The organism is Streptococcus sp. Marseille-Q6379, assembly GCF_965119505.1.
Genome location: NZ_CBCPLV010000001.1, coordinates 134,564 through 147,176 on the forward strand (window position 1 = coordinate 134,564; position 12,613 = coordinate 147,176).

The following is a 12,613-nucleotide window of genomic DNA, read 5'->3' on the forward strand; positions in this document are numbered from 1 at the left end:
GATAGAGAGATGTCAAAGAAAGTAGCGTCAAATAAATTACTATCAGGTTTGTTTGTAGCCGGCGGTGTCCTAGGGATGAATCATGTCGCCAAGGCAGATAACATGGTCAGTTCAGAAGCAACAAAACCAGTCATTACGACTGAAGCAGATAACTTGGTGGTGGTACCAACGGAGACAGTTGCTCCAGTTGCGACAACAGAAGTAGGTCCATCATCTGCCGCTGTTGCGACAGATACTGCAACAACAGCAACAGCTTCTACAATATTTTCACAAGCTGTGTCAGCAGAGAGTGCTAGCTCAGAAATGCTTGTAGCCAGTGAAGCACTAGCTCCTGAGTCAGCTGCTGTGGAAACCATCACATCATCATCTGATAATGCTACTGAAGCAGGACGCCATTCAACTGCTCAAGTGACACCAGTTACAGAAGTGACAGAGCAAAACTTAAATGGTGATGCTTACTTGACAGATCCAGAAACAACAAAAGCTGCTTATAGCAAGACAGATGGTGATATTAACTATTCTGTTGTTGTGTCTAATCCAACTGCAGAAACTAAGACGATGACTGTCAACTTGACACTTCAACATGCTTCGGAGATCATCGGTCAAGATAACGTTGACCTTACGCTAGCGGCAGGAACCTCAGCTAAGGTTTCAAACTTGACAGTAGCGTCAGAGTGGTTGACAAACAATACAGGTTACTTGGTGACAATCAGTGTCAACGATAAATCAGGTAGTACTTTGTCAAGCAAGCGTGCTGGCTTGTCTGTTGAAGATGATTGGACAGTTTTCCCACGTTACGGTATCGTAGCAGGTTCGCCAACGGATCAAAACAGTATTCTTGTTAAAAATCTTGAAGCCTACCGTAAAGAGCTTGATCTCATGAAGTCTATGAATATCAACTCATATTTCTTCTATGATGCTTATAGTGAAGCTACAGATCCTTTCCCAGAAGGTGTTGATAGCTTTGTTCAAAAATGGAATACCTGGAGTCATACTCAGGTTGACACTAAGGCTGTTAAAGAATTGGTTGACCAAGTTCATAAGTCAGGTGCTGTTGCCATGCTTTATAACATGATTTCAGCAGATTCAAATCCAAAGAATCCAGCCCTTCCACTTGCTGCTTTGGCTTATAACTTCTACGATAGCTTTGGTAAGAAGGGTGAGCCGATGACTTACACTATCGGTGATAACCCAACTCAAGTTTACTATGATCCGGCTAATCCAGATTGGCAAAAATACATTGCGGGTGTCATGAAATCAGCTATGGATCGTATGGGCTTCGATGGTTGGCAAGGTGATACAATTGGTGACAACCGTGTGACTGATTATGAGCACCGTAACAGCTCAGACGAGGCTGACTCATACATGATGTCTGATTCATATGCGTCATTTATTAATGCTATGAAAGACCTCATTGGTGAAAAGTACTACATCACAATCAATGATGTCAATGGTGGTAATGATGATAAATTAGCCAAGGCACGTCAAGATGTTGTTTATAATGAGCTCTGGACAAACGGTGGTTCAGTTATTCCAGGACGTATGCAGGTTGCCTATGGCGATTTGAAAGCACGTATCGATATGGTACGCAATAAAACTGGTAAATCACTTATCGTTGGTGCCTACATGGAAGAACCAGGTATTGATTATACTGTTCCTGGTGGAAAAGCAACTAACGGTGCTGGTAAAGATGCCCTTGCTGGTAAGCCATTGCAAGCTGACGCGACTCTTCTCGTAGATGCGACAGTAGCTGCAGCCGGTGGCTATCACATGTCCATTGCAGCCCTTGCCAATGCTAATGCAGCCCTAAACGTCCTTCAAAGTGCCTATTACCCAACTCAATACCTCAGTGTGGCTAAGGACACTATTCGTAAGCTTTACAATTACCAACAGTTTATCACTGCTTATGAAAATCTTCTCCGTGGTGAGGGTGTGATTAACAGCACTCAGTCTGTGTCTACCAAGAATACTGCTGGTGAAATCCTTTCTAAGGATGCTCTAGGTGTGACAGGAGATCAAGTTTGGACATTTGCTAAATCAGGAAAAGGTTTCTCAACTGTTCAAATGATTAACATGATGGGCATCAATGCGGGCTGGCATAATGAAGAGGGTTATGCGGATAATAAAACACCGGACGCTCAAGAAAATCTCACAGTTCGTCTTAGTCTAGCAGGTAAAACAGCCCAAGAAGCAGCTAAAATTACTGATCAAGTCTATGTGACGTCACCAGATGATTGGGCAACTTCAAGCATGAAGAAGGCACAAGCAAGTCTTGAAACAGATGAAAATGGTCAACCAGTACTTGTCATTTCAGTTCCTAAACTAACGCTTTGGAACATGCTCTATATCAAGGAAGACACAACAGCAACACCGGTAGAACCAGTTATCTTGAAACTAGTTACTAACCAAGCTGGTAAGAAAGCAGACAATACCGTAACATCTGAAGCAAGCTCAGAAACAGCTAAATCCGAAAATACAACAGTAAACAAAGGTTCAGAGGCTCCAACTGATACGAAACCATCTGTTGAAGCTCCTAAACTAGATGAAATAACTAAACCAGCACCAACAGTTGACGAGTTAGTAAACTCAACAGCCTCATCAGAAGTAGCAGAAAGCACAACAGTGTCATCGAAGGTCTCAGAAACTGATATTATCTCAGAAGCATCAACTTCCGAGACTTCAGCATCTGAATCAGAGAATTCAATCAGCACAGTCGTTTCAGAATCAGAAGTAGTTAAAGAACCAGCTGTTTCATTGACAGAATCAGAAAGTCAAGTGAGCACTTCAGAAGTGACTTCGGCAATTTCAGAAACAGTGAGCACGTCTGAGGAAGTCATCCTTGATGGACTATCAGAAAACATCAATAGTTGGAATAGACTCTCTGCAGCTCCTCGCGTCTCAGAAAACTTACCAAGTACTTCTGAAACGATTACAGAAGCAGCGTCACTCTTTAGCAATTATGCAAGATATTCAGAAACAGCAAGCTCAGAATCTCACTCTATGGTAGCAGCTTCTTCAGCAGCTTCTATTGAAAAATTAGCAGTATCAATCTTGAAAGATACTGAGGGTGGCTTGTACGATGCAACTACAATCAGAAATATTGTTGAGATGATTGATAGCATTACAACAAATGTTAGCTATACTCGCAGTAGCCGTCAAGACCTTAACAATACAGCTTCGTCAGATAACACTTACAGTGGTAGTCAAGATCTTAACCTTGCAAGTAAGACAACGACGCAAGCAGGTGAAAAAGGAACAGCTGAAGATCTTAAGGCTACAATTGCTAAAACAGCAAAATCTCACAAGTGGGGAGAACATGCTGTAGCTATCCTTACAGCTATTGTCCTTGCAGGTGCGGCAACCCTTGCAGCTCTTCGTAACTTCTTGATGTCAAAAAAAGTTGATAAATAATAAGTAGAACTCTTTGTGTAAACAAGGAGTTTTCTTTATACTGGCTGCTATTTTTTCTGAAAATTGTGATACAATAGAAATAGTTTGAATATTGTGTCAAAGGAGAGCCAATGATTACTGCAAATGATATCGTAAAGGCTAATGAAGTCTTAAAAAACGTGGTGGAACGCACACCACTAGATTTTGATCGCTACTTATCTGAAAAATACGGGGCGACCATTTATATTAAAAAAGAAAATATGCAAAAGGTACGCTCTTTCAAATTGCGTGGAGCCTACTATGCTATTCATCAATTGAGTGATGAGGATAAGGCGCGTGGTGTGGTTTGTGCATCAGCCGGAAACCATGCTCAAGGGGTTGCCTACACTTGTAACGAGATGAGGATTCCGGCAACCATCTTTATGCCAGTAACAACGCCTCTCCAAAAAATTGGTCAAGTCCGTTTCTTTGGTGGCAAGTTTGTAACAATCAAATTGGTGGGAGATACCTTTGATGCTTCTGCTCAAGCAGCGCAGGAATATACCAAGTCTGAAGGCATGACTTTCATTGATCCATTCGACGATTATAATGTCCAAGCGGGTCAAGGAACTGTTGCTTATGAAATTTATGAGCAGGCTCAAGAGGAAGGTGTTTCCTTTGATAGTATCTTGGTTCCAGTCGGAGGCGGTGGCCTTATCTCTGGTGTGGCTACTTATATCAAGGATGTGGCACCATCTATGGAAGTTATTGGTGTTGAGGCTAGTGGTGCGCGTAGTATGCGTGCTGCCTTTGACCGTGGTTATCCTATAAAACTCGAAGAAATTGATAAGTTTGCGGATGGGATTGCTGTTCAAAAGGTAGGTGTCAAGACCTATGAAGTTGCACGTAAATATGTTGACCGTCTCTTGGGAGTTGATGAAGGCTTGATTTCAGAAACCCTAATTGATATGTACTCTAAGGTTGGTACCATTGCAGAACCCGCAGGTGCAGCATCAGTAGCAGCTTTGGAAGTGATTAAAGATGAGATTAAAGGAAAAACCATCGTCTGCATCATTTCAGGTGGTAACAATGATATTAACCGTATGCCAGAGATGGAAGAACGTGCGCTTATCTACGATGGTATCAAGCATTACTTTGTGGTTAACTTCCCACAACGTCCTGGTGCCCTTCGTGAATTTGTAAATGATATCTTGGGACCAAATGATGATATCACTCGTTTTGAGTACATCAAACGTGCTAATAAAGGAAAAGGTCCAGTTCTCATTGGTATCGCTCTTAGTGACAAGAACGATTATGATGGACTTCTCGAGCGTCTTTCGGCCTTTGACCCAAGTTATATCAACCTTCACGGTAACGAAACACTTTACAATATGCTTGTCTGAGGACAGGTTCACATAATGAAAAAAGAATCGAAGAAAGTCGGTTCTTTTCTACTTTAACCCAGCTATACGGAGGCACTAAGGCTTTATCTTCAAATTAAAACCTCAGTATTGCTACTGAGGCTTTCTTTATTCGATAATCAAGAGTCCATCTTTAATGGCGAATGGATTGTCTTTATTGATGCGGTCGTAGAACATGATACCGTTAGTATGGTCGATTTCATGTTGAACAACAATTGAGTTGTACCCACGGAGCTTAACACGTTGCTTTTCGCCCTCTTTGTTGTAGTATTCAACAGTTACTCGAGCATGACGAACCACATAACCAGGAACGTCGCGGTCGACTGAGAGGCATCCTTCTCCATCACCCAAGGCAGCATCCTGAACAGAATGGGCAACTACTTTAGGGTTGTACATGATTTCTTGAAGGCTATATGCTTCTTTTGGTGGATTACCTTCAGCGTCTTCAGGGTTTGGAACGAGAACGGCGATAATGCGTTTTGAAATATCCAATTGTGGGGCTGCAAGACCGACTCCCCCACGAAGCCCCATTTTTTCAGCAATAACAGGATCTTGTGAATTACGAAGAAACTGCATCATTTTTTCACCTAGGATAATGTCTTCGTCTGATAGTGGGAAGGTTACATCTTCAGCGACAGCACGCAAGGTTGGGTTTCCTTCGCGAATGATATCATTCATATCAATCATATGGCTGGCGCGGATAATTTTGGTTTGAGCGTCCATTTGTTTACCTCTATTTTCTTTGATTTACTTGTTTATAACTATAGCACAAAAGGGTTGAAAATTAAACCATCAAGGGTTAAAGTGAGGCTTATTCTAATCGATAAAAGCCAGTTTTTCCAAGGTTTGTCTCTTTAAAATACGATAGGTCTTAAAAGCTTCTTTTTCAATAATTCCTTGATTGATAAATTGTTTGATGACTCGTTGCACATGGCGATAGCTAGTCCCAAAACTGGCAGCTAGGATAGATGGTGATAGTTGAAAAACACCTTCTTCCTCAATACTCAACATATGAGTAGCCAGACGCTCTTTGACAGAGTAGCTTGCATTTGTTGAGGCAGTAATACCCTGTTTATGCAGTGCCATGGCTAGGTTATGCCCAATTTGATAGAGAAAAACGGGATCTTTGAGGAGCTCTTCTTTATTATTTAAAGGGAGCTGAACTGCTTGAACCTCTTCTAAAGCAATGACTGATGACCCTGCTGGTTGATTGGTCATGAGTTCTACATCTCCAAATATTTGTGGTTGGTTAAGCATTTCTAGGATATGTTCTTTACCATTGAAGAGAGAACGCACAATTTTTACCTTTCCTGACAAAATGTAGGTTAGCTCTGTGATAGCTTTTCCTTGGGTACAAATATAATCATTCTTTTGAAAGGTGACTTTCTGTAATTGGTAGAGGTAGGGGGGTGGAAAGACCTGATCAAGTTGAGGTCTTATGGCATGATTACGCATACATCTCCTTTTTTAGGACCTAGGTCCTATTTTTTAAAGTCTCCTTAGATTATAATGAAAAAATAACTATCAGACAAGTAAGGAAAGGATGTTCTAATCCCTATATTATGACACGAATTTTAGAAAAAATGAGCCTACTTGGGCTATCCTTGCTCTTGATTTCGGCCTTTTCGATTTCAACAGCGCTACCACCTATGTTGGACTACTATAGCCCAACCTTTTCTGCCGCGCAAGTGGAGCTTTTAGTATCTGTCCCTTCATTTTCCGTAGTAGCGATGCTCTTACTTAATTCATTTATTGACAAAAGGTTAAGTGATAGACAGCTAATTGTGACTGGATTGCTTTTACTTAGTAGTGCTGGGATTTTTCCTTTTTTTGTACAAGCCTATCCTCTTGTCTTACTGTCACGTATTGCTTTTGGGATGGGGATTGGCCTTATCAATGCTAAGGCGATTGCCATCATCAGTCAACGTTTTCAAGGTAAAGAACGGGTTCAGATGTTAGGTATTCGTGGCTCCATGGAGTTGATTGGTGGAGCTTCGTGTTCTCTTTTGGTTGGTCAACTATTGAAAATCCATTGGACCTTTGCCTTTCTTATTTATGGTCTTGGTTTTGTGATTCTGACCATGTACCTCCTTTTTGTGCCAACGATGGATCAGGTGGAGAGGAAGCAGATTACAAAAAGTAAACAAGGTCTAAACAAAAAAGACCTTAGTATGATCCTTAGCATGGCCCTTTTAGCAGGATTTGTCATCTGTATTAATTCTTCGATTAGTTTGCGCGTGCCTCTATTTCAGGTTGCTGGTAAGACCATTGCGAGTGGGCAATCAGCTTTAGTACTTAGTTTAGAGCAGGGAATTGGAATTGTAGCTGGACTAAGTTTCGCTTCTCTTATAGGATATTTTAAGAATCATCTTTTGCATATAGTGATGTTTTTATTGGCGGTTTGTCTCTTTGGGATGTCAGTGGCTAGTAACTTACCGATTTTGATTTTATCCTCAGTTGGTGTTGGTTTCTTCTATAGTACTGTTTTGACAATTATCTTTAACCGACTTTCTGAGCGTATTGCTAGAAATCTGTTGAACAAAGCGACAGCCTATGTCCTCTTGGGGTGTAACCTAGGGTCTGCCCTCTCTCCTTATGTTTTGAAATTATTGGCACTTGTATCTCCAAGTTTTAGTTGGATTTTCCTAGCCTATGCTATAGTAAGTTTCCTACTTTTCCTTGGGTTTTTGATGAAATCAAGAATGACAAAAAAAGTCTAAGATGTAGAAATCTAAACAGCGAATCTTGTGATTGACAAAGATTAGTAGATAAGCTAAAATAGAGAGGTCGTAAAGACAAACCAACTCTTTCTTGGTTTTAGGAGAGCCAATCCTAAGACTCGGATGGAGCAAAAAAAGGAGAAAAAACATGGCAATCTCAAAAGAGAAAAAAAATGAAATCATTGCTCAATACGCACGTCACGAAGGTGACACTGGTTCAGTAGAGGTTCAAGTTGCTGTCCTTACTTGGGAAATCAACCACCTTAACGACCACATTAAACAACACAAAAAAGACCACGCTACTTACCGTGGTTTGATGAAAAAAATTGGTCACCGTCGTAACTTGTTGGCATACCTTCGCCGTACAGACGTTAACCGTTACCGTGAGTTGATCAGCTCACTTGGACTTCGTCGTTAATTCAAGATACAAGTGCTTAGGCCTTGTTCAATTGAATACACGAAAATAGAACTGCTCTATGATGGGGCAGTTTTTCTTTTTCACTAGGATTTTAGCCCGAGTTCAGAACAGCTCTCTAGATTTAGAGGGCTGTTATTTTTTTGGTTTATGTTCAATCCCCAAGATACAAAGGCCGTCAAAAGTACAAAGCAAAAATAGGAAAATTGACGAAGAAATTTTAGCTTCTAGGAGATTTTATCTTTTTTGCCAAGTGCTTAGGCCTTGTTCAATTGAATACACGAAAATGGAACTGCTCTATAATGGGTCAGTTTTTCTTTTTCACTAGGATTTTAGCTCGAGTTCAAAACAGCTCTCTAGATTCAGAGGGCAGTCTTGCGGTATTCATCTAAGAATTCCTTATGATGATTGATCTATAGAGCCAGTAAAAGACCTCCAGATTTAATTCTGGAGGCTTCTCTATCTTAAAATCTTTTTGATAACTGTTTGAAATTGAGGGAGTTGATGGATAGCGGTTCCGACAAGGATACCTAGCATATTTAAGGCGATATCTCCTAAATCAAAGACTCCCAAATGTCCAAAATACTGAATGGATTCGACGGTGAAAAGGGTCAGGAGACAAAGTAGGAGATTACTCAATCGTGAAGAAAAGAGGAGTCCCAGAGGAATGAACATTAATAGGTTCATGGTGGGAACGAAGTGGCTTCCCCAGTATAATTCCCGAGCGAAGGAAAGGGGATTAAGTGAGAGACCTTGGGTACCAATGTTTTTCAAGAAAAGTAGGTAGAAGAGAGCAAGAAAGTAAATGAAGTAGAGTAGGAGCAGTGTCTGTTTTTTCAGCTGTCTGGTAAGAAGGAGTTTCAAAAAAGCATAGACAAAGTAACTAAGTAGGACTATGATGACTAGGTTGAGTAAGACTTGGAAGTAGGAGCCATAATGGGCGATGTAATGAACGTACTGTTCGAGATGACCCCTATAAAACCAATAAGACAAGCACAGTGATAGGCTTCCTAGTAAGATATTACTCAATGTTTTTAATGTTTTTGCCACTTTGCTCCTCCATTTGCATATGATGAGTACACATTATATCAAAAAAACGTTTAAAGAAAGTTAAGAAACTGTAACGAAGTTTTGATAGAATGGAAAGATAAGGCAGAATCAAAGACTAAAAAAGGACTTTGAAACAGCAACTCTACTTTTGACTAACAATTTAATGGTTTTTGTAAACAGGCTATGAAAGCTTATAAAATAATTAAATTTAAAAAATTAGGAGTCAGCATCTTGTTTCAGGATTATTAAAATGTTATTATATAGTAGTGAATTTTTAACATAAAAAGGAGTTCGTCTTATGAATAAAAAGGTTTTGGCGACAGCTGGAATTGCAGCACTTGCAGTTTCTGCTACAGTTGCTAAAGCTGATGAGGTAACGACAAACGATCAAGCCTCAACAACAGCATCAGTATCATCGACAGCTACACAAGCTGTCCCAACTCAAGCCCAAGTTGAAGCGGCTAGAGAACAAGCCAGCGCTGCAAATCAAGCAGTATCGCAACAAGAGTCAGTAGTTGCTAATCATGAAGCAGTTGCCAACCAGGCTCAAGCAAATCTAGCGATAGCAGATGCTAACTTGCAAAAGGCACAAACAGCAGCCGATGAAGCAAGCCCAGAAACTATTGCTGCCGCTCAAGGTCAAGTAACTACTGCAGAAAATGCGGCTAAGGAAGCTAAGTCAGCAGTCGAAACAGCTCAATCAGCAGAAAAAACTGCCAAAGATGCAGCAGACAAACAGCAATCTGTCGTTAATACAGATCAAGCTAATGTCAATGCTAAAGCTAGTGAAGTTGCTAATGCTCAAAAATCAGTAGATGCTGCTAAAGCAGCTCTTAATGGTTCTAGCGCTTCTGAGGCAGCTTCTAACCAAGCTAAAGCACAATCAGTTTTTGACGCTGCAACAGTAGCTGAGAAAAAAGCTCAAGAAGAATTGGCAGCAGCTCAGGCAGCTGATAAAGAAAAAGCTACTGCTATTTCAGCTAAAGAAGGTCAATTGACTGCAGACCAAAATGCAGCAAACCAAGCTAAAGCAGCCTATGAGACTGCTCAAACAGTAGCTAATGAAAAGGCAGCTGCCCTTGCAGCCGCTGAAGCAGCTAAGAAAAAAGCAGAATCTTCAACAACTTCAACAGCTAATGTTCGTCAAAAATTCTCAGTATCACAAGAGTATGTTAATGCCCTTAAGATTCATGAGTCTAAAACAGCGACAGCAGCAGAAATAGCTCAAGCTGAACAAGTCTTGAAGAACGTCAATAAACGTGATCGTGGTAACAATAGTTATCAAGACAATGAAGCAGATAAAAATGTTAAAATTAGTGATTTGAATAATCTTAGTGAAGCTCAAATTACAGATTTGTCATTGTATGCTTCAAGTTTGATTAACCAAATTCGTACAGTCTTTGGTACAACTCAAACATCTGTTTCAAAAGGTAGTGTTCTTGCAGCTGATCGTGTTTCAGATGGTTATGTAGCAGATAACTGGGGTTGGGAAGCTATTACCCATAAAAGACATGATAGTGCCGCCCTTGACCGTGCTGGTAAGTCGTTTAATAGTGTAAGTATTGGTGAAAATCTTAATACATGGCAAGGTTTGACAGGACCATTTACACTTAACGACATTAAGAAATATGTCTATGAAGCTATGCTCGACTTCATGTTTAATGGTAATGAGTGGAACCATGCTCGTTCTATCTCTGGACTTACAGCAGATGGTGGTGAGGCTTACATTGGTACAGACATCAGTGTTGTTGCCGGTGCCTTTAACGTTCACGTAAACAATGTCAATAAAAATTCTATCGCTTCTGATAGTAGCTTTGACACAACTAAGATTGCTAACCCATATGTAGGTAACCAATCTCAACCATCTTCAAATGCAAATCTAGCAGCTGCAAAAGCAGCTTATGAAGCTGCTAAACAAGCTAACGATCAAGCTCAAAGTGATTTGGCTAGCAAGAAAGCTGCTTCTGAGTCAGCAACTCTTAAACTTAAGAATACTCAATCAGAACTTGCAGCTCTTAAAGCGACTGCAAGCAAGTTGGCAGCTGCTCAGAATAACCTTTCTGAAAAACAAGCCGCCCTTGCAACTGCTAAATCAGAATTGGAAAAAGCTAATGCTGCAGTTGAAAATCTTAATGCTAATGCACAAGAAAAAGCAGCAGCCCTTAGCAAAGCTCAAGCAACTCTTGATGAAAAACAAGCAGAGCTTCAAACAGCTAAAGATAAACTTGCGACAAGTTCTGCGACCTTGCAACGTTTGACAAATGCATACAACGCTGCTAAGCAAGATACTGCTAAGAAACAAGTAGCATTGACACAAGCTAACCAAGCTTTGGCTTCTGCTAAGAACCGTGTAGCAGCTCTTACAAATGCTTCAGCTAACCTAGCTAAGGCTAAGGCAGAACGTGCAACGGCCTTTGCTAAATTTACTGCGGCGAAAGGTGCTCTTTCAACTGAACGTGCGAAACTGGTTGAATTGTCTGCTAAACGTGATAAATTAACGAGCGAATACACGACAGTTCAAACAGCTTTCGATAACTATATGAAAGCTAAGGCAGACAAAGAGCTTCAAACACAATTGGCTAAAGAGTATGCTAACATCATCTCTAAAGGTCTTACACCAGTACCTGTTTACGATGTAGATGGTAAAGTTGTTGCTTTCACAACACAAGAAAAAGCAGCTCAAACGGCGGCTCAAATTCCTGTAAATTATGGTCAAGCAAAAGCAGAGAAACAAGCTCCTGTACAAGAAATAGACAGCTTGCCAGAAACAGACAGCTTGCCAGAAACAGGTGAGTCAACTGCAGTAGGATTCAGTCTTGTAGGTCTCTTTATGACACTATTGGCCTTCCTTGGTTTTGTTGACAGACGTACACGTCGTAACTAATCATAGAAAAAAACGGCAACTGCCGTTTTTTTATTATGAAAATGCAATCTTCTACTGAGTCTTTCATTATGTGATGGCGGACGTCAGCGACCTTCTGCGAAGTTCCATGACTAAGTTTTGAGTCTAATGTCTCAAAACTTCCGAATGCCAGAAAACTTAATAGTTTTCTGGCATTTTTTTTCACATAGGAAAGACTCATTTGCTGATTAATATATTATCAACAAACAATAATTATTTTAAAATTATAGAGCAGAATCATATTCAATTTGATAATGGAGTTTAGTTTATCTTTTATATGAAATATTCTTAAGCGACTTTTGATATTAATTTAAAGCAATATTCTAGATAATCTTCTATTTCAGATTTAGAGAATTTGTGAAAATTAATGACTCCTAAAAATCCGATATGGCTTCTGAAAAATTTGGTGTGGTCCATAGTGGTTGAAACTAATATCAGAATAGATTTTGGTTCTATTTGTCTGATTTTTTTGGAGATATGTAATCCATCCCAAGATTTTAGTTGAGGATCGTATATGATAAAATAGACATTAGTGGGGGTACCTAGTTTTTGTTTTTGAATATCACCTTGTCTATGTTTAATTTTTAATCTGGTATTAGGGTATTTTTTCTTAAGCAATTGTTTAAGGATTTTGGTCAGTGGTTGTTGATATCTAAATGGTTGAATTATATAGATTTTATCACTCATAATTTTACCTTTCTTTTTATTATCAATTTTATCATGATGAGTAAATAAG

Annotated in this window: 9 protein-coding genes; 5 read left to right on the plus strand and 4 right to left on the minus strand. The window is 39.9% G+C overall.

What is annotated here, in order from left to right:
* The first annotated feature begins 9 nt into the window (after positions 1–9).
* Together ACWPVZ_RS00755 and ilvA are read left to right on the plus strand one after the other, a co-directional pair.
* Entirely contained in the window at positions 10–3,411 is a 3,402-nt protein-coding gene (locus ACWPVZ_RS00755; protein WP_198463524.1) for a glycoside hydrolase family 66 protein, read from the plus strand.
* Between the two features lie 110 nt (positions 3,412–3,521).
* Complete coding sequence (gene ilvA / locus ACWPVZ_RS00760; protein WP_347095372.1) at positions 3,522–4,772, plus strand: threonine ammonia-lyase IlvA; 1,251 nt, start codon at positions 3,522–3,524, stop codon at positions 4,770–4,772.
* A gap of 126 nt (positions 4,773–4,898) precedes the next feature.
* Here ilvA and def read toward each other — a convergent pair whose 3' ends face one another.
* On the minus strand, positions 4,899–5,513 hold the full coding sequence (def, locus tag ACWPVZ_RS00765; protein WP_003095026.1) for a peptide deformylase: 615 nt from the start codon (positions 5,511–5,513) through the stop codon (positions 4,899–4,901).
* A gap of 93 nt (positions 5,514–5,606) precedes the next feature.
* Entirely contained in the window at positions 5,607–6,245 is a 639-nt protein-coding gene (locus tag ACWPVZ_RS00770; RefSeq protein ID WP_454380505.1) for a Crp/Fnr family transcriptional regulator, read from the minus strand.
* 107 nt (positions 6,246–6,352) lie between these two features.
* Between ACWPVZ_RS00770 and ACWPVZ_RS00775 the strand changes: the two genes are divergently transcribed.
* Both ACWPVZ_RS00775 and rpsO read left to right on the plus strand, forming a co-directional pair.
* Entirely contained in the window at positions 6,353–7,510 is a 1,158-nt protein-coding gene (locus ACWPVZ_RS00775) for an MFS transporter (protein WP_225745493.1), read from the plus strand.
* 148 nt (positions 7,511–7,658) lie between these two features.
* Positions 7,659–7,928, plus strand: a complete 270-nt coding sequence (gene rpsO, locus ACWPVZ_RS00780) for a 30S ribosomal protein S15 (protein WP_008535715.1) — start codon at positions 7,659–7,661, stop codon at positions 7,926–7,928.
* A gap of 456 nt (positions 7,929–8,384) precedes the next feature.
* Here rpsO and ACWPVZ_RS00785 read toward each other — a convergent pair whose 3' ends face one another.
* Positions 8,385–8,975 carry a VanZ family protein gene (locus ACWPVZ_RS00785; RefSeq protein ID WP_198463521.1) on the minus strand — a complete coding sequence of 197 codons (591 nt, stop codon included), beginning with the start codon at positions 8,973–8,975 and terminating at the stop codon, positions 8,385–8,387.
* 298 nt (positions 8,976–9,273) lie between these two features.
* On the opposite strand from ACWPVZ_RS00785, the gene ACWPVZ_RS00790 reads away from it, so the two are divergent.
* Entirely contained in the window at positions 9,274–11,859 is a 2,586-nt protein-coding gene (locus ACWPVZ_RS00790) for an SEC10/PgrA surface exclusion domain-containing protein (RefSeq protein WP_454380509.1), read from the plus strand.
* A gap of 306 nt (positions 11,860–12,165) precedes the next feature.
* Here the strand turns inward: ACWPVZ_RS00790 and ACWPVZ_RS00795 are convergent, their stop codons facing one another.
* Positions 12,166–12,564 (minus strand): hypothetical protein, encoded by a 399-nt coding sequence (locus ACWPVZ_RS00795; protein WP_038675182.1) that lies wholly within the window; start codon positions 12,562–12,564, stop codon positions 12,166–12,168.
* Positions 12,565–12,613: the final 49 nt, after the last annotated feature.

Bases quoted from the DNA above. Each gene is read 5' to 3' on its own strand.
- rpsO (WP_008535715.1), top strand. From the start codon at position 7,659: ATGGCAATCTCAAAAGAGAAAAAAAATGAAATCATTGCTCAATACGCA.
- def (WP_003095026.1), bottom strand. From the start codon at position 5,513: ATGGACGCTCAAACCAAAATTATCCGCGCCAGCCATATGATTGATATG.
- ACWPVZ_RS00790 (WP_454380509.1), top strand. From the start codon at position 9,274: ATGAATAAAAAGGTTTTGGCGACAGCTGGAATTGCAGCACTTGCAGTT.
- ACWPVZ_RS00795 (WP_038675182.1), bottom strand. From the start codon at position 12,564: ATGAGTGATAAAATCTATATAATTCAACCATTTAGATATCAACAACCA.
- ACWPVZ_RS00775 (WP_225745493.1), top strand. From the start codon at position 6,353: ATGACACGAATTTTAGAAAAAATGAGCCTACTTGGGCTATCCTTGCTC.
- ACWPVZ_RS00755 (WP_198463524.1), top strand. From the start codon at position 10: ATGTCAAAGAAAGTAGCGTCAAATAAATTACTATCAGGTTTGTTTGTA.
- ACWPVZ_RS00770 (WP_454380505.1), bottom strand. From the start codon at position 6,245: ATGCGTAATCATGCCATAAGACCTCAACTTGATCAGGTCTTTCCACCC.
- ilvA (WP_347095372.1), top strand. From the start codon at position 3,522: ATGATTACTGCAAATGATATCGTAAAGGCTAATGAAGTCTTAAAAAAC.